This window comes from Pseudoxanthomonas sp., from assembly GCF_027498035.1.
In the GTDB taxonomy this organism is placed as follows: domain Bacteria; phylum Pseudomonadota; class Gammaproteobacteria; order Xanthomonadales; family Xanthomonadaceae; genus Pseudoxanthomonas_A.
This window is the reverse complement of the sequence record NZ_CP114978.1, coordinates 1,905,587-1,921,749: the sequence shown is the minus strand read 5'-3', so window position 1 is coordinate 1,921,749 and position 16,163 is coordinate 1,905,587. Positions and strand designations below refer to the sequence as shown.

General features: G+C 68.3%; 15 protein-coding genes. 6 read left to right on the top strand and 9 right to left on the bottom strand.

The window, feature by feature from the left end; translation table 11 throughout:
- Positions 1 to 11 precede the first annotated feature (11 nt).
- The 5 genes from O8I58_RS08290 to O8I58_RS08270 all read right to left on the bottom strand — a co-directional run bounded on the left by O8I58_RS08290 (position 12) and on the right by O8I58_RS08270 (position 4,700).
- Positions 12 to 998 carry an RDD family protein gene (locus O8I58_RS08290; RefSeq protein ID WP_298322212.1) on the bottom strand — a complete coding sequence of 329 codons (987 nt, stop codon included), beginning with the start codon at positions 996 to 998 and terminating at the stop codon, positions 12 to 14.
- Positions 999 to 1,059: 61 nt separating this feature from the next.
- Positions 1,060 to 1,776: a GYF domain-containing protein gene (locus O8I58_RS08285; RefSeq protein ID WP_298322210.1), complete on the bottom strand. Its 717-nt coding sequence runs from the start codon at positions 1,774 to 1,776 to the stop codon at positions 1,060 to 1,062.
- 56 nt (positions 1,777 to 1,832) lie between these two features.
- Positions 1,833 to 2,306, bottom strand: a complete 474-nt coding sequence (locus O8I58_RS08280) for a DUF494 family protein (RefSeq protein WP_298322208.1) — start codon at positions 2,304 to 2,306, stop codon at positions 1,833 to 1,835.
- A gap of 43 nt (positions 2,307 to 2,349) precedes the next feature.
- Positions 2,350 to 3,477, bottom strand: a complete 1,128-nt coding sequence (gene dprA, locus O8I58_RS08275; protein ID WP_298322206.1) for a DNA-processing protein DprA — start codon at positions 3,475 to 3,477, stop codon at positions 2,350 to 2,352.
- A gap of 74 nt (positions 3,478 to 3,551) precedes the next feature.
- Complete coding sequence (locus tag O8I58_RS08270; protein WP_298322204.1) at positions 3,552 to 4,700, bottom strand: LysM peptidoglycan-binding domain-containing protein; 1,149 nt, start codon at positions 4,698 to 4,700, stop codon at positions 3,552 to 3,554.
- Between the two features lie 143 nt (positions 4,701 to 4,843).
- Between O8I58_RS08270 and def the strand changes: the two genes are divergently transcribed.
- The 5 genes from def to O8I58_RS08245 all read left to right on the top strand — a co-directional run bounded on the left by def (position 4,844) and on the right by O8I58_RS08245 (position 10,759).
- Positions 4,844 to 5,356 (top strand): peptide deformylase, encoded by a 513-nt coding sequence (def, locus tag O8I58_RS08265; protein ID WP_298322202.1) that lies wholly within the window; start codon positions 4,844 to 4,846, stop codon positions 5,354 to 5,356.
- Between the two features lie 91 nt (positions 5,357 to 5,447).
- Positions 5,448 to 6,368 (top strand): methionyl-tRNA formyltransferase, encoded by a 921-nt coding sequence (gene fmt, locus O8I58_RS08260; RefSeq protein WP_298322200.1) that lies wholly within the window; start codon positions 5,448 to 5,450, stop codon positions 6,366 to 6,368.
- Positions 6,365 to 7,669 (top strand): 16S rRNA (cytosine(967)-C(5))-methyltransferase RsmB, encoded by a 1,305-nt coding sequence (gene rsmB / locus O8I58_RS08255; RefSeq protein ID WP_298322198.1) that lies wholly within the window; start codon positions 6,365 to 6,367, stop codon positions 7,667 to 7,669. The genes fmt and rsmB overlap by 4 nt, the downstream gene beginning before the upstream one ends.
- A 73-nt stretch (positions 7,670 to 7,742) precedes the next feature.
- Positions 7,743 to 9,467: an ArnT family glycosyltransferase gene (locus O8I58_RS08250; protein ID WP_298322854.1), complete on the top strand. Its 1,725-nt coding sequence runs from the start codon at positions 7,743 to 7,745 to the stop codon at positions 9,465 to 9,467.
- Positions 9,468 to 9,502: 35 nt separating this feature from the next.
- Entirely contained in the window at positions 9,503 to 10,759 is a 1,257-nt protein-coding gene (locus O8I58_RS08245; protein ID WP_298322197.1) for an O-antigen ligase family protein, read from the top strand.
- Between the two features lie 6 nt (positions 10,760 to 10,765).
- Here O8I58_RS08245 and O8I58_RS08240 read toward each other — a convergent pair whose 3' ends face one another.
- Positions 10,766 to 11,569 (bottom strand): glycosyltransferase family 2 protein, encoded by an 804-nt coding sequence (locus tag O8I58_RS08240; protein ID WP_298322194.1) that lies wholly within the window; start codon positions 11,567 to 11,569, stop codon positions 10,766 to 10,768.
- 3 nt (positions 11,570 to 11,572) lie between these two features.
- Between O8I58_RS08240 and O8I58_RS08235 the strand changes: the two genes are divergently transcribed.
- The gene (locus tag O8I58_RS08235; protein ID WP_298322192.1) at positions 11,573 to 12,637 is read left to right on the top strand and encodes a CDP-glycerol glycerophosphotransferase family protein; all 1,065 of its coding nucleotides are present in this window, start codon (positions 11,573 to 11,575) and stop codon (positions 12,635 to 12,637) included.
- Positions 12,638 to 12,652: 15 nt separating this feature from the next.
- Here the strand turns inward: O8I58_RS08235 and O8I58_RS08230 are convergent, their stop codons facing one another.
- The 3 genes from O8I58_RS08230 to ribA form a co-directional block, all read right to left on the bottom strand.
- Positions 12,653 to 14,152 (bottom strand): PH domain-containing protein, encoded by a 1,500-nt coding sequence (locus O8I58_RS08230; RefSeq protein ID WP_298322853.1) that lies wholly within the window; start codon positions 14,150 to 14,152, stop codon positions 12,653 to 12,655.
- A gap of 5 nt (positions 14,153 to 14,157) precedes the next feature.
- The gene (locus O8I58_RS08225; protein ID WP_298322850.1) at positions 14,158 to 14,589 is read right to left on the bottom strand and encodes a PH domain-containing protein; all 432 of its coding nucleotides are present in this window, start codon (positions 14,587 to 14,589) and stop codon (positions 14,158 to 14,160) included.
- Positions 14,590 to 14,944: 355 nt separating this feature from the next.
- On the bottom strand, positions 14,945 to 16,063 hold the full coding sequence (gene ribA, locus O8I58_RS08220) for a GTP cyclohydrolase II RibA (protein WP_298322191.1): 1,119 nt from the start codon (positions 16,061 to 16,063) through the stop codon (positions 14,945 to 14,947).
- Positions 16,064 to 16,163 lie beyond the last annotated feature (100 nt).

Here is a 16,163-nt window from a genome sequence, read left to right as displayed (position 1 = left end):
GGCCGGCGCTGCTAGCGGCCGAGGCCAGAGCCGATGGCGGCGATCATGACCGCCACCAGGACCACGCCCAGCAGGGCCAGGAGGCCGAAGATGATGAGGATGGCGATGGTCACGCCGCCCAGCTCGTGGCGCTGCAGCTCGGGCTGGTCGGTGAAGGCCCAGCGGTCCACGACCAGGGTGCCGCAGATCATGTCGTGCAGGGCCCGCTTGCGCTCGGTGAAGCCGGCCATGATGAAGCCGATGCACAGGGTCAGGCTGCTCAGGATCAGGGCGAAGTAACGGCCAATGCCACGGGCAAAGGAGATGGGTTCGCCAACGTTGTTCACCACCTTGATGCCGACGGCCATTTTCCCCAGCGTGGCCTGGTTGTTCGAAGAATGGAAATAAGCGTAATAACAGGCGGTCAGGGCCTGGGAGACCAGTTGGACCACGATCTGGATGGCGAGTAGTCCGCCTGATTCCATTCCGCCACCTAAACCAAAGGCGGCGCCCATGATTCCGCCGATGATCGCGCCGATGATGCCGCCCACGAGGCCTACGACGAAGGCGTCGATCACATAGGCCGCCACTCGCTTCCAGAAGCCTGCATAGACCACTTCGCCGCCGAGGACGACATGACCGTGGCCGATCAGGGCAGCGCTGGGCGCGGAGTAGGGCGAGCGGTTGTCTGCCGAGGCTGTCGCGGTTGCAAAAGCATCTGCATCGCGTTGTGCCTGGTAGGCCGGTTCGCTGGCGGTGAACACGGCGCGGCCGTCCGGGGTGGCCTCGGTCGCGAGGGACGTCGGTGGATCAACCGCCCGGCCAGGCAGTGGTGGTGCATCTGCCAGCAACCCCAGCTCTCCCGCCAGTTCGCCCAGCGGCTGCCATTGGGCCATGCCGTCGCGCCAGACCAGCGCGTCCAGGCCAATGCGTCCATCGCGGAAGTGCTGCGCCAAGGCCGCGCCATCCATGGGACCGTGACGCTGGCGGTCACGGTCTGCGTAGTACCAGTTCAACATCCTTTCCCCACCTGTTCTTGGAATTTTACGGCGCGACGTTAACCCAGCCGCGCGGGCTGGCCTAGTGTTGCGCGCTGCGGCAGCTGGCTGGCAGGTACTTGTCCTTGAGCTCGGAGTGGCATCGCCAGCCGCCAGCCAGGCCGGGTTCCAGTTCTAGCCAGATCCGCTTGCCGTCCAGCTGGCGATGCTGGTGCTGGCGCAGCACCAGTTGCAGACCGCAGTCGCCGCTTTCGAACTTGCCGAAGGTGATGCTGGCCAGGCCCTGGTCAGCGTAATCCTCCGGCGCACGCAGCGCCCCTTGTCCGTTGACCGGGCATTGCCCGGCGGGCTGTCCGATCATCGACATCTGCAGTTGCAGCTTGGCCGGGGAGGCCGAAGACATCGCCTGGGCGACGGCTGCGCGCGACACGTAACCCTGATAGGCCGGTATCGCGATGGCGGCCAGGATGGCGAGCACCGGGATCGCGCAACCGGCGACGACCAGTGCGGCGATCGCGCAGCCAGAGAGTCCGCGCCGTGGCAGTGGGCCGGCAGGGCTGGCGGGACTCGTCCTGGGTGGAAGTGGCGGCGGTGGAGGAAGCACGGGCGGTGGCGGCGGGATCGCCGTGGCCAGGCCCAGCTCGGCCATGCAGCTGGTCAGCGTCTGCCACTCGGGCAGCCCCTCACGCCAGACCAGATGCTGTGACTGCAGGCGGCCTGCGCGGAATTCGGCGGCCAGCGCCTGTTCGGCCAACGGGCCCTGCGGCGGGCCGCCATTGCTGTAATACCACTGTGTCACGTCATTCCCCGGCATCCATGCGGTGCCGGGGTTGCCCGGCGATCAGGCCTGCAACGTCAGTGAACAGGCTCGGGTTCGTCGGCGAACATCTGGGTTTCCATCCAGGCATAGGCCGCTTCGGAGCCGGGCTGGTTGAACAGCACCATCAGCACGACCCATTTCAGGTCGTCCAGGTCCAGTTCGTCCTGGTCCAGGGCCATGGCGCGGTCCAGCACCAGTTCGCGCTGGTCGGCATCCAGGATGCCCTGTTGTTCCAGGAACATCAGGAAGCCACGGCCTTCCACGTCCAGCTTTTCGAGCTCCGGGCCGTGGAAGATGCGGATCGGGCCGTCCACGCGCGGTTCGGTGGCGGCAGGCCGCTGTTCGGCCAGCGCATCGAGCCAGTCGAAGGCCTTGTTGATTTCGGTGGGGCTGAAGCCGGCCTGGATCAGGCCGTTCTGAAGGGAGTCGCGGTCGCGGACCGGATCGGCGTCTTCGGTGAAGTAGTGTTCAAACAGGTAAAGCAGGACGTCCAGGATGCTCTCTTTCATTGCCCTCGGCCTGTGCTTCCAAAGCACTGTGGAGGTGGGAAAACTACGATCTGCGTGAGTAGCGACCGTGTTCGACCGCTACCTGCCCATCCAGTTCCATGACCAGCAGCATGGAGGACAGTTCGGCAGTCGTCAATCGGGTTCGCGCGACCAGCGCATCCATACCGGTAGGGTCATGCCCGAGCGCCATCCACAAGGTCTGGTAGTCGGGGTCCAGGGGCGCTGGTTGGGTCGAGGCCTCTGGATGGGGGCGGTCCGGGGTGGATGCAAGTCGTTGGCGCAGGGACTGGGCCAGTACTTCGGCCTGCGGCCCGAGCCCGTCGACGACCTCCTGCGGGCGCTCGACCAGCACCGCGCCGTCGCGGATCAGTCGGTGGCAGCCGCGGGCCATCGGGTTGTGGATCGAGCCGGGGATGGCGAAGACCTCGCGCCCGGCCTCGCTTGTCAGTCGTGCGGTGATCAGGGCACCCGAGCGTTCGGCTGCTTCGATCACCAGCGTGCCCAGGCTCAATCCCGCCAGCAGGCGGTTGCGGCTGGGGAAGTGTCCCGGCCGTGCCTCGGTCCCGGGCGGGAACTCGCTGACCAGCGCCCCGGCTGTTGCGATCCGGTCGCGTAGGCGGGCGTGGGACCTGGGGTAGGCAAGGTCTGGGCCGGTGCCGACCACGGCGATGGTGTGGCCATCGGGTACTGCCAGTGCGGCTTCGTGAGCCGCCGCATCGATGCCGGCCGCCATGCCGCTGCAGATGGCCAGTCCGCTCAGCGCCAGGGTGCGGGAGAAGTCGCGGGCGTTGTCCCGGCCGCCGCTGCTGGGCGAACGGCTGCCGACCACGGCCACGCCTGGATGCCAGAGCAGGTCGGGGTCACCCTCGACGAACAGGGCCAGGGGTGGACTGCTGGTCTGGCGCAGCAGGGCTGGGTAGTCAGGGTGCTGCCAGTGCAGCAGGTGCCGATGAGGTCCTTCCAGCCAGGCAATGCAACGCCCCAAGGCCTCGCTGTCAGGCTTGAGCAACCGGGAGCAGCTGTCCTCGCTCAGGCCGCCGGCACGCCACGAGCTGCGGCCTGCCTTCAGTACGCGGGTGGCGTCGCCATGGGTGTCCAGCAACTGGCGTCGTGCAGCACTGCTGCCGCCGGCCAGGATCAGGGTGAGCAGCGCATGGGCGTCCGTGTCCATGTCGTCCAGCATGGCTCGGAAACGACGACGGCGCCCTCGGGCGCCGTCGCGGTATTGCGTAGGAAAACCCCGATTCAGTTCAGGCTGGCGGTCGCCATGCCGGCCTGGCCGGCATCCGGGTCGCGCAGGAAGTAGCCGACGCGCGAGGGTGCCGAGCCTTCCATGATCAGGCCGTAGCTGACCTTCTCGTAGGTCTTGAAGATCATCACGTGCGCGATGTATTCGTCCGGCATTTTGTTGCGGCCCTGGCCGGCTTTTTTGGTTTCGGCCACGCGCGAGGTCTGGCCATGGAACGGGTCCAGCTTGTAGCTGCCCGGGCGCCAGATCGACAGCACGGTGCCGTTGTCCAGGCCTTCACGGCTGCCGCCGGAAATAGCGACCACGTCATGCTCGCCGCCATAGTTCATCGTGTCGGCAATCGACATGATGCGCACCTTGCCGTCTTCCAGCGCGGTCTTGGGCGGATGCGGGAAGAACTGCAGGTCGTATGGCTGGGCCTCGACGGGGATCAGGCGGTCGCCAGCGCGGACTTCGCGGCCGTTGCCTTCCAGCTTCAGCGTGGTGGCATGGCCGTCCGGATCGACCGCGGTCACTGCGCCGATGCTCATCTGCTCGAGTTCGTAGCCCAGGAACTCGCTGTGCTCGTTCGGGACTTCGGTCTGCTTCCACAGGCTGCCTTCGCCCAGGGTGCGCCGGCCCTTGTCGTTCAGGTCGGTGCTGGGCTTGGGCTCGTCATAAAGCTTGGTCGGGCGAACCACGGCATAGCGCTGGCCAACCTGCGGCGCGTCCAGGCCCACGGCATAGACGTCCTGGTCGCCGAAGGCGCGCAGGCGGTCGTCCTGCAGGCCGGCCACGTACGGCAGCTCCTCGAAGCTGTCGACGATGCGCATGTTGCGCAGGAACGGTTCGATGTCCGACAGCGGCAGGCCGGTGATCGGGGCTTCCTCGCGCGGACCAGGCTGCACCGCGACGCGGTCCAGGTAGGCCAGGCTGATGACGTCACCGGGGTAGATCAGGTGCGGGTTGGCGATCTGCGGGTTGGCCTGCCAGATTTCCGGCCACAGCCACGGCTTCTTGAGGAAGCGTGCGGAGATGTCCCACAGCGTGTCGCCCCGTTTCACCACGTAGGTGTCGGGGTGGCCACCGGCCATTTCCTGCGCGGTGGCGTAGGTGGCAAGGGTCAGGAACGCAACAGCCGCAGCTGTACGGAAGTGTTTGAACATGGCGGTATGTACCTGATTCCCCAACAGGCGGTCCGCACTATAGTCCAGAAACCCCGGGCCAGCGCAAGCCTGAGATACGGCGCTGCGCTAGAATGGCCCTGCACTTGCCGGACCCGCGCTGGCACCCCATCTAGGTCGTCACCATGGCACTGCTCCCAATCCTCGAATTCCCCGACCCGCGCCTGCGCACCCGCGCCGTGCCGGTCACCGCCGAACGGATTGCCGACTCCGGCTTCCAGACCCTGCTCGATGACATGTTCCAGACCATGTATGACGCGCCGGGCATTGGCCTGGCCGCCAGCCAAGTCGATGTCCATGAGCGTTTCATGGTGATCGACGTGAGCGAGGAGAAGAACGCCCCGCAGGTGTTCATCAACCCTGAAATCGTCGCCAAGGCTGGCGAACAGGTCTATCAGGAAGGCTGCCTGTCGGTGCCCGGGATCTTCGCCGACGTGACCCGCGCCGATGCGATCACGGTCAGGTTCCTGGGCCGCACCGGTGCGGCGCAGGAACTGCAGGTCGATGGCCTGCTGGCGGTCTGCATCCAGCATGAGATGGACCACCTGGAAGGCAAGTTGTTTGTCGATTACCTCTCGCCGCTCAAGCGCGAGATGGTCAAGAAGAAGCTGGCCAAGGCCAAGCGCAACGCGGCCTGATGGCCATGGCTGGCGCCGGGTTGCGCCGCCTCGCAGGCCGGTGGGCATCGCCCCCGGCCTTTTCCTTTCTGCAGTCGCAGGTTTCATCTCCATGAAGATCGTCTTTGCCGGCACGCCGGATTTCGCCGTGCCGTCGCTGCGTGCGGCCGTGCGCCACAACGAAGTGGTCGCCGTCTACACCCAGCCGGACCGGCCCGCCGGGCGCGGACGTGGGTTGTCGGCTTCGCCGGTGAAGCTGGAAGCGGTCCAGCGCGGCATTCCGGTGCTGCAGCCGGAAACCCTGCGCAATCCCGAAACCCAGGCCGCGCTGCGGGTGATGGCGCCGGACGTGATGATCGTGGTCGCCTACGGCTTGATCCTGCCCAAGGCGGTGCTGGAGATCCCGCGTTATGGCTGCTGGAACGTGCATGCCTCGCTGTTGCCGCGCTGGCGCGGCGCTGCACCGATCCAGCGCGCCATCGAGGCGGGCGATACCGAGTCGGGCGTCTGCCTGATGCAGATGGAAGCCGGCCTGGACACCGGCCCGGTGATCCTGAAGCAGGCCACGCCGATCAACGACACCGACACCGGCGGCCAGCTGCACGATCGCCTGGCCGAACTGGGCGCGCAGGTGCTGGCCGATGGCCTGGGCCTGCTGCGTGCCGGCATGCGCCCGATCCCCACGCCGCAGCCGGCTGAAGGTGTCAGCTACGCCCACAAGCTGGACAAGGCCGAGGCGCGGCTGGACTGGAGCCAGCCGGCCGAGGCGCTGGCGCGCAAGGTCCGGGCCTTCGTGCCGTGGCCGATTGCCGAGGCCGCGGTGGCCGGTGAACGCCTGCGCATCCACGGCGCGGTGGCGTTGGACCTGCGCCATCAGGCTGCGCCGGGCACGCTGCTGGCGGCCACGCGACAAGGATTGGACATCGCTTGCGGCGAGGGTGCGCTGCGCCTGCGCGTGATCCAGCGCGAAGGCGGCAAGGCGATCACCGCGGCCGATTACCTCAACGCGCGCCGCGATCTGGCCGGCGCATGAACACCACCACCCAGGCTGGCGTCGTCGTGCGGGTGATGGCGGCCCGCGTGCTGGATGCGGTCCTGCACCGTGGCCGCTCGCTCAAGGGCGAACTGGCCACCGCGTTGCCGCAGCTGGCCGACGTGCGCGACCGCGCCCTGCTGGAGGCGATCTGCTTCACTGCGCTGCGCCGGCGGGGTGCCTACAACGCGGCGCTGGCGGGCTGGATGACCCGTCCGCTCGGCCCGCGCGATGGCGACCTGCGCGCGTTGCTGCTGGCTGGGCTTGCGCAGCTGGATGGGTTGGAGCTGCCACCGCACGCGGCCCTGTCGGCCACGGTCGAGGCCGCGCGCACGCTCGGCCGCCCGCATCAGGCCGGCATGGTCAACGCGTTGCTGCGCCGCGCCCAGCGCGAAGGTGTTGCGGACGGCGATCCGGCGGATGCCTGGCCCGCCTGGCTGCAGCAGCAGGTGCGCAGCGACTGGCCGGCGCAGGCGACGGAGATCTTCGCCGCCACCGCGCAGGCCGCGCCGCTGTGGCTGCGGGTCAACCGTCGTCTGGGCAGCCGCGACGCATACCTGGCGCAGCTGGCTGACGTCGGCATCGATGCGCAGGCCTTCGAGGGGCTGCCCGACGCGCTGTGCCTGGCCGAATCGGTGCCGATGGCCTCGCTGCCCGGATTTGCCGAGGGCGCGGTGTCGGTGCAGGACGGCTCGGCCCAGCAGGTCGCCGGCCTGTTCGACCTGGCGCCGGGCGCGCGGGTACTCGATGCCTGCGCCGCGCCGGGTGGCAAGTCCGCGCATCTGCTCGAACGCGAACCTGCGCTGGCGCTGACCGCGCTGGATGTGGATGCGCGCCGCCTGCGCCAGGTCACCCAGACGCTGGAGCGGGTGGGCGTACAGGCCACGTTGCAGGCGGCCGATGCGTCCAGCCTGGATGCGTGGTGGGACGGCACGCCGTTCGACGCGGTGCTGCTGGATGCGCCGTGTTCGGCCACCGGCATCGTCCGCCGCCAGCCGGACGTGCTGCTGCACCGGCGTCCGGAGGACATCACCGCGCTGACCGCGTTGCAGGCGCGCCTGCTGGAGGCGGCCTGGGCCGTACTCAAGCCGGGCGGCACGCTGGTGTACGCGACCTGCTCGCTGCTGGCCGATGAGAACGCGCGCCAGGTCGATGCGTTCCTGGCGCGTCATGCCGATGTGCAATCTGATGACCCTGGCACTGCGTTCGGCCATGCCAGCGGCGTGGGCCGGCAGCGGCTGACCGGCGAGGGCGGCATGGACGGATTCTTCTATGCCCGGCTGCGCAAGGCCGCGGATTGAATCCCGCACATTGCCTGGCTGACGACAACGGTCCTCTGACATCCCGTCGTTATCATTTCGCGCCATGCGTCCAATGACCTTCACCCGCTCCCGTTCCCTCGATGCCTGGCTGCTGTTCATCGCCGCGTTGCTGGTGATCGGGGCCGGGATCGGCCTGCGCGATCCCTGGCCGGCCGACGAGCCGCGTTTTGCGCTGGTGGCCCAGCAGATGGTGACCAGCGGTGACTGGCTCTTCCCGCATCGCGGCGTGGAGCTGTACTCGGACAAGCCGCCGATGCTGATGTGGCTGCAGGGCTTGTTCTACCTGCTCACCGGCAACTGGCGGGTGGCGTTCCTGATGCCTTCGCTGGTGGCCACGATGGTCGCGATCTGGTGCGTCAAGGACCTGGGCCAGCGACTGTGGACACGCAAGGTCGGCCTGTATGCGGGTTGGGCGCTGCTGTTCGCGTTCCAGTTCACCTTCCAGGCCAAGCGCGCGCAGATCGACGCGCTGGTGCTGGGCATGATCACCGTGGCCAACTACGGCCTGATCCGCCACCTGCTCAAGGGGCCGGACTGGAAGATGTGGGTGCTGGGCTGGTTCTTCGCCGGCCTGGGCACGATCACCAAGGGCGTGGGATTCCTGGCGTTGCTGGTCATCCTGCCGGCGGCCGTGGCGTCGGTCCGTGGCTGGCCGGGGGTCAAGGTCTGGGCACGCGACAAGCGGTTCTGGCTGGGGCCGCTGGCGTTCCTCCTGGCCGTCTCGATCTGGCTGGTACCGATGCTGATGACGGTCTGGCTGTCCGGTGATCCGGAACACCGCGCCTACCTGCGAGACATCCTGATCCGGCAGACCGCCAAGCGTTACGCCAGGTCCTGGGACCACCCGCAGCCGGTCTGGTATTTCCTGACCGTGCTGGCGATGTGGGCGCCGACGATCCTGGCACTGCCCTGGGCCATCGCGCCATGGAGCCGCCGCCTGCGCCTGCGCCACGATCCGCGCTACCTGCTGCCCATTGCGTGGTGGCTGATCGTGCTGGTGTTCTTCTCGATCCCGCACGGCAAGCGCGACGTCTACATCATGCCGGCGTTGCCGATGCTGTGCCTGGCGCTGGCGCCGCTGTTGCCGGGCATCGTGAAGTTGAAGCTGCCGCGTGCGCTGCTGTATGCCTTCGCCGGCCTGCTGGTGGTGGCGATGCTGGGCATGGGCGTGGCGATGCTGACCGGCGAGCCGGGTTTCGAACGCAAGTTGCGTCTGGAGCGCGGCATGGACCTGGCGACCACCGGCACCTTGGCCTGGGTGCTGGTGGCGATCGGCACCTGGGGCGTGGGCAGTCTGCTGTGGTTCCGCGGCCGGCCGGTGCAGTCCCTGTTCTCGGTGCTGGCGGCGGTGTGGGTGATGTACGGCATCACCGTGTCGCCGCTGGTCAACGATTCCAGTTCCGCCCGTGGGGTGATGCGCGACGTGGCCCGGCGCATCGGCCCCGATGCCGAACTGGGCCTGGTCGCCTGGAAGGAACAGAACCTGCTGATGACCCAGTCGCGGACGACCACCTTCGGTTTTCGGATGGCGTGGAAGGAGCAGCTGCGGCACGGCCTGGCCTGGCAGGCGCAGGTGCCGGCGAACCGCTGGCTGCTGGTGCAGGACGTGGCGTTGCCTGCCTGCGTGGACCGCACGATTGCCGAACAGGTCGCCAACTCCAACCGGCGCGGCTGGTGGCTGGTGCCGATGGCCGCACGGGTGAACTGCCCGGCCTCGCCGGAAGTGTCATTCGACGACGCGGCGCGGGCCGCGCAGATCGAAGCGCAGAACGAGTGAGGTCGCGTTCGGGATATGCGGAGTAAATAGGATCGATGCGCCTGCAAGTCGACAGGGTGTTCCTGGACCAACCGTTCCCCGACGCATTGCGGCTGCGCGTCGCACGCGGGTTCTACGCGCTGGCGCTGGTGCTGCTGCCGGCCTGCCTGATCGCCACGCCGTGGGGGCTGACGCCTGCGGCCTGCTGCACGCTGGTCGCGGCGCTGCTGGCGCCGGACCGGATATGGCGTGCGCGCAAGGCCGCTGGCTGGCCGGTGCTGGCGATGCTGCTGGTCGTGTTGTTCGTGGTGGCGGTGGTCAGCTTTTCGGTGCTGGTCCATCACGACACCTGGCAGGAAGCCGGCAGCCGTGGCCGGGTCCTGATGATTCCGATGGCGGCGTTGATGGTGCTTGGCCTGGCGCCGCCGCGCGCGGCCCTGTGGGGCGGTGCGGTGCTCGGCTTGTTCGGTGCGTGCATCGTGGCGCTCGTGCAGACGATGCAGCACCTGCCGCGCGCAGACGGCTGGAACAATGCCATCACCTTCGCCGACATGGCCGTGCTGCTGCTGGCGCTGGTGGTGTTTCTGCGGCCGTCAGGGCGATTCCTGATCACCGTGGCCGCCACCTGCGCCGGACTGGTGGCCATCGGCTTGAGCGGGACGCGCGGGGCGTGGCCGGCGGCCGCGCTGGTGGTGATCATCGCCTTGTTCGTGCGTATTACCAGCGGGCGCGGGCATCGGGTTGAAGCCGCGATGCTGGTGCTGCTGGCCGTGGCTGCGTTCGCGGTGGTCCTGCCGCAGGTGCAGCAGCGGGTCGAGGCGCTGCAGGTCGACATGCTGCGCTATGCGGCCGGCGACCCGGATTCGTCCTCCGGCGCGCGCCTGGAGTTGTTCGCGCTGGCAACCGGTGAGATGCAGGCTCGCCCCTGGACCGGCGCTGGCGTTGGGAGATTCGAACGTGTCGTCCACGCCGCCCCGCAATGCCAGGTGCCGGACCCCGACAGGTGGTGCAGCCTGGGCCATGCGCATAGTGATTTCCCCGAATGGGGCGCGACCATGGGCATTCCCGGCCTGCTGGCGCTGCTGGCGCTGTACGGCGTGCCGGCCTGGCTGTTTGCCCGCCAGGTGCTGGTGCGGCCCTTCCCGCGGCGTTCGCGCAGCGCGGCGCTGGCCGGACTGGCCGTGGTGACCACCTTCGTGCTGTGTGGCCTGAGCCAGTCGATGTGGGCGCACCAGCTCAGCGGCGGCAGTTTCCTGGTGCTGGTCGGCGTGCTGCTGGGTTTCAGCCTGCGCGAAGATCCCGCCAAGCTCTGAGCCGGTTCAGTCCCGGCGCGGGGTTTCCACCGGCTGCCCATGCTGCAGCAACCACAGCATGATGGCTTTCTGGCGCACGTAGTTGGCACGCACGTAGGCGTAGACCAGGCCGCGCCAGCCATCCAGGAAGCCCAGCCGGAACACGTAGCCGCGCCAGAAGCGCCACGCCGGCGAGACCACCAGCTTGGCCCACGACGCCCGTTTGCCGCGCGCGAATTCGTGCTGGGCCATCATCAAGGCATAGCGCTGGGTCTTGGCCAGCTGCTGTTCCAGCGAGCGATAGGGGAAGTGCACCAGGTCGCCGGCCAGGGCCTGGATCGCGCCATCGACGCTGGCCGCTTCGTGGATTTCGCGCTGGCCACGCCAGCCACCGCGGCGGCGGTCGAACAGCCGCAGCACCTGGTCCGGATACGCATTGCCATGGCGCAGGAACCTGCCGAAGTAATCGGACAGCCGGTTGAAGCGATAGCCCGCAGGCCCGGCAAATCCCCCGTCGCGCGCGGCCAGGATCGATGCGCGCAACGTCGCGTCCACGCGTTCATCGGCATCCAGGCACAGCACCCAGTCGTGGGCGGCACTTTGCACGGCGAAATCCTTCTGGCTGCGGTAGCCATCGAAGTTGCGCTGCAACACCTTCGCGCCCTTCTCCCGTGCAATCGCGGCGGTCGCATCGGTCGATCCCGAGTCCACCACCACGCATTCATCGCAGAACGCCAGCGAGTCCAGGCAGTCGCCGATGCGGTCGGCTTCGTTGAACGCGATAATGCAGGCCGAAATGCGCGGCCGCTGGCCGTGTGGTGACGAGGACATGGTGTGGCTGATTACCTGTTGTTTGCGACCGAACGGTACGCCTTGCCTATTCTGGCGCCTCTGGCCCAGGCGCTGCACGCCTCCGGCCAGCGGGTCAGCGCCTGGTTCGAGGGCAATGCGCGTGGATTGGAGGCCCAGGTCGCGCCTTTCGTGCATCCGGTTGATCTGAAGGCCGCCGTCGCGTTGCGGCCGCGCGCGGTGTTCAGCGCGGCCAACTGGGTGCCGCCATTCGTGTCCGGGGCCAAGGTGCAGCTGTTCCATGGGTTCAACGTGGAGAAGCGCGCCGATACGCGCGGGCATTTCCGCGTGCGTGGCTTGTTCGATCTGTACTGCACGCAGGGGCCGGCCACCACCGCGCCGTTCCGCGAACTGGCCCAGCGCGAAGGCCACTTCGCCGTGGCCCAGACCGGCTGGCCGAAGCTGGACCCGCTGTTCCGCGACGATGGCGGCGCCAGTGCCGCACTGCGTACGCCGGCCGGGGAGCGGCCGGTGATCCTGTTCGGCTCGACCTTCACCGAACGGCTCAGTGCCGCGCCGTTGCTGATCGAGCAGATTGCCGCCGACATCGCCCTGGGCGAGCGCTACTGGCTGCTGACCCTGCATCCCAAGTGCCCGCCGGAGTTGTTCGCCAGCTACCGCGCGCTGGCCGGGCCGAATGCAGCCTTCGTCGAACCCGAGCAGGTCATGGCTGCGCAGCGCGCCGCCGATGTGCTGGTGTCCGATACCTCGTCGATCGTTTCGGAGTTCATCGTCCAGCACAAACCGGTGGTGACTTTCCGCAACCGAGCGCCGAAGCCGCACATGCTCGATTTCGACGACGCCGATCGGTTGCCGCAGCTGCTGCGGCAAGCGCTGGCGCCGACGCAGGCATTGATGGCCGAGATCGTGCGCTATGCCGGCTCGATCCATCCCGATCGCGATGGGCATTCGTCCGAACGCGTGATCGCGGCGACCGAGGATTTCCTGTCTGGCGAACTCGGCGTGTTGAAGCCCAAGCCGTTCGGTGCGCGGTTCCGCGCGCTGCAGATCCGCAAGGAGCTGGGTTACTGGGGCCGCGGCGCGCGCTGAGTCATTCCGCGCGCATCACCAGCGCAACCGGCGTTGGGCCAGCGTGCGACTGAGCTGGTCATGCAGCGCGCGGGCTTGTTCCAGCGGGATCAAGCGCAACTTCAAGCGGGGGCCGTCGCCAAACGCGCCCGCAGTGTCCAGCAGCAGCGAGGCCGTGCCGCAACGGCGGTCCAGCGGCGAACGACTCAGGCGCAGCGCCTGCAGCTTGTCGATTTCGGCGAAGCGCCACCAGCGCGTCCACCAGCCGCCACGGACGGTGACCAGTCGCGCGTCCACGCTCCAGCCCATGCGCTGCATCTGCCGGAAGGCTTTGAACGCCGACCACGGCAACCACAGCAGCAACAACAGGCTCCAGGCTCCGGCCAGCGGCCACAGCGCGGCGGTCAGGCAGGCCAGCCAGAATGCCGGCCACAGGCACAGTCGCCACCAATAACGCACCGGCACCGCCTGCCACTGTTGCGGGGGCCATTGCACCCCGGGCAGCACGTGCCGGACCAGCGCATCGCAGGTGTCCACGGTGGCCAGCGGCACCAGTTCGCGGATCGAGCGGCCCTGTTCGCCATGCGCTTCGACCACGGCGGTGTCGATGCCCAGGCTGCGGCGCTTGAAGCAGCGGTGCAGCAGGCCTTCGCGCAGGGTCCAGGACTGGATGCGCCGGCGCGCTGCGCTGGTGCGCACGCGTGCCAGCAGGCCGCGTTCGACGGTCAAGCGGTGATCGGTCTCGCTCAGCCGGAACCCGTGGTATTGCACCGCCGCCAGCGCGATCGACAGCAGGCGCAGCAGCGCGATCGCCCACAGCAGCAGGCTGGCGATGGTGATCAGGCCGGCAAGCCAGCCCATGTGCAGGTGGCTGGCATAGCCGAAGACCTGGCGGCCGTAGTCTTCGATGGCATTGGCGACCACCTTCTGCGGGAACAGCTGGTACGCCGCGCCGGCGGTGGCGGCCATCGCCAGCATGCCGCGGTTGGAGATCAGTCCAAGCCGCACGATCTCGCCCGCGGGCAAGGTCAGCAGCGTGGTGCTGTCGGGCGGCCCGGCCTGTTCGACCGGGGCCTGGCCGCGGTGGCGGACCAGCTGTTCCAGCGCCAGCGCCTGGTCCAACCGCAGCACGCGCATCTGCGCTTCGGGCTTGGCGCCACCGGCCGATTCCAGGCGCAGCTCGGCCACGCCGAACAGCCGGTGCAGCAATGATTGATGGACCACCACGTTGTGGATGCGGGCGAAGGGAATCTCGCGCCGGCTGCGGTTGAACAGGCCGCTGCGGATGCTCAATCCGTCACTGCCGATGCGGTAGCGATAGGTCAGGTAGCGCATCAGCGAGACGCCGACCAGGATCGCCATCACTACCAGTGTGGCGACGTTGTCGTAGTAGTCGCGTTCGCCGTCGCGCCCGCCGAAGACCACCAGTGCGATCAATGGCAGCAGGAACTGCCTGAGCTGTTGCAGCAGCACGAACAGCCACGACCAGGGATGCAGCAGCTGGTCGCGCGGTGGCGAAGGCGCGGCGTCCGCCATGGCACTCACAACGCGTCGTCGTCGTGGTCGAGCTGATGAGCCAGGCGGTCGCGCAGGCGCTCGGCGTCACGCTGGTCCAGGCCGGAAACCGACACCGCATTGAGGCGCGTACCGGCGGTGTGGACCACCAGCGTGGACAGGCGCGCGGCGCGTTCCAGCGGGCCGCGGCGCACGTCCAGGTGTTGCACGCGCGAAATCGGGATATGGGTTTCGCTCTGCCACAGCCGGCCCTGCATCAGGGCGAAGCCTTGTTCGTCCAGGCGCCAGCGGGTGTAGCGGTGGCGTCGATAGGCGATCACCGCGCCCAGCAAGGCCGCCCCCACGCCGGCCGGGGCGATCCACGCCCAGGGCAGGGCGACATGCGCGGTCAGCCGTGCCACCAACGCGGCCACCAGCAATGCGCAGAGCGTGCCGAGGAACGCGCCGGCCGCGGCCATCTTGGCGCCACGCGGTGGCAATTGCTGCCAGCCGTCAGGCAGGCCATTGGGCGTGCCGGACGAGGCGACGGCGCCCGCATCGTCAACGGGCGAAGGAAGATCATCGGGTGCGGGGGAGCTTTGCAACGCGTGGACCTGCTGGGAACGGTGTGTGGAAACCACCGGCGCATCGAGGCAGGGCCGATGCAGCGCACCGGCCGGTCCTCCCAGCCCGGTCATCGCACTGGAGCCTACCATTGCGGGGACTAGGACCTCGGACCTCGAAAAGCTTGCCGCCCTCGGCTTTACCCGTCATTCCCGCCTGCGCGGGAATGACGGGTAAAAGGAGATCGCTTTTCCCGACTTCAGAGTCCCGCTACGACAGCGAAGCGATCAGCGCGTCCACATCCAGCGCATGGCCGGCACGCGCGGCCTTGGTCCGCAGGTAGGCCTCGTTGTCGCTGGTGATGCGGCCGGTGACCGGGATCCGCTCGGTGACTTCCATGCCGGCAGTGCGCAGGCGATCGACCTTTTCCGGGTTGTTGCTCAGCAGTCGGGCGCGCGCAATGCCCAGGCCGCGCAGCATCGCCGCGGCGCCGTCGTAGCGGCGCTCATCCGGGCCGAAGCCCAGCAGCGCATCGGCGTCGATGGTGTCCAGGCCTTCATGCTGGTAGCCGTAAGCGCGCATCTTGGCGGCGATGCCGGTGCCGCGCCCTTCCTGGTCCATGTACAGCAGCACGCCGCCGCCGAGTTCGGCCAGCTTGTACAGGCCGTTGCGCAGCTGGTCGCCGCAGTCGCACTTGAGCGAGCCGAACAGGTCGCCGGTCAGGCACGAGGAGTGCACGCGGACCGGTACCGGCTGGCTGAAATCCGGGGTGCCGATGACGATGGCGACCTGGTCGCGCTGGGCCACGCCGCCGCGGAACACGACGAACTGCGCATCGCCGAAGTCGCGCAACGGCACATGGGTGCGCGCAACCAGTTCCCAGCCCTGGCCGGCCTGCGCGGCGCCCTGGGCGATCTGTTCCAGCGAAATCCGCGTGCTGCTATCGAAGGGCGAGGCGCCGGCGGCGATGTCGTGCACCAGCAGGGCAGGCAACAGCAGGCCGAGCCTGGCGATTTCCAGGCCGCCGGCATCGCGCTCGCTGCCGCGTGACCAGTTCGCCGTATGCGGCGCCGCCACCGGCAGATAGCTCAGCCTGGCCAGCGATTCAAAAGCGTGGTCGGCAAGGTCCAGGCGGGCCCCGCGTGGCGCGGTCAATCCCAGCAGGCGGGCGCGGGTCGGGGTCAACGTCAGCGCGATGTCGCCATCGCTGGCGGCGCTGAAACCGGCGAAGGTTGCCGGCGTCGCGCCATCCACGGCCAGCACGGCGGTCTGGCTGCCCGACCCATCATGGACCACCACCGGGCGACCGCTGCGCAGTTCGGCCACGGCGCGTTCGCAGGCGACGGCGTCGGGGTGTCCAAACAGGGCGGCGGAATCGGAAGCGGTCATGGCATGCACGAAGAAAGCGTCAGCGACGGGAGGTGCCTGCAGGCCAGGCGCCAGCCAACCAGATGGAGGCGGTCGGCGGCGATCTCCAGCCTGCAGCATC

What these genes read in the sequence shown, in the direction of transcription:
- O8I58_RS08290 (WP_298322212.1), bottom strand. Translation starts at nt 998, where the DNA reads ATGTTGAACTGGTACTACGCAGACCGTGACCGCCAGCGTCACGGTCCC.
- O8I58_RS08280 (WP_298322208.1), bottom strand. Translation starts at nt 2,306, where the DNA reads ATGAAAGAGAGCATCCTGGACGTCCTGCTTTACCTGTTTGAACACTAC.
- dprA (WP_298322206.1), bottom strand. Translation starts at nt 3,477, where the DNA reads ATGGACACGGACGCCCATGCGCTGCTCACCCTGATCCTGGCCGGCGGC.
- O8I58_RS08270 (WP_298322204.1), bottom strand. Translation starts at nt 4,700, where the DNA reads ATGTTCAAACACTTCCGTACAGCTGCGGCTGTTGCGTTCCTGACCCTT.
- def (WP_298322202.1), top strand. Translation starts at nt 4,844, where the DNA reads ATGGCACTGCTCCCAATCCTCGAATTCCCCGACCCGCGCCTGCGCACC.
- fmt (WP_298322200.1), top strand. Translation starts at nt 5,448, where the DNA reads ATGAAGATCGTCTTTGCCGGCACGCCGGATTTCGCCGTGCCGTCGCTG.
- rsmB (WP_298322198.1), top strand. Translation starts at nt 6,365, where the DNA reads ATGAACACCACCACCCAGGCTGGCGTCGTCGTGCGGGTGATGGCGGCC.
- O8I58_RS08250 (WP_298322854.1), top strand. Translation starts at nt 7,743, where the DNA reads ATGACCTTCACCCGCTCCCGTTCCCTCGATGCCTGGCTGCTGTTCATC.
- O8I58_RS08245 (WP_298322197.1), top strand. Translation starts at nt 9,503, where the DNA reads ATGCGCCTGCAAGTCGACAGGGTGTTCCTGGACCAACCGTTCCCCGAC.
- O8I58_RS08240 (WP_298322194.1), bottom strand. Translation starts at nt 11,569, where the DNA reads ATGTCCTCGTCACCACACGGCCAGCGGCCGCGCATTTCGGCCTGCATT.
- O8I58_RS08230 (WP_298322853.1), bottom strand. Translation starts at nt 14,152, where the DNA reads ATGGCGGACGCCGCGCCTTCGCCACCGCGCGACCAGCTGCTGCATCCC.
- O8I58_RS08225 (WP_298322850.1), bottom strand. Translation starts at nt 14,589, where the DNA reads ATGGCCGCGGCCGGCGCGTTCCTCGGCACGCTCTGCGCATTGCTGGTG.
- ribA (WP_298322191.1), bottom strand. Translation starts at nt 16,063, where the DNA reads ATGACCGCTTCCGATTCCGCCGCCCTGTTTGGACACCCCGACGCCGTC.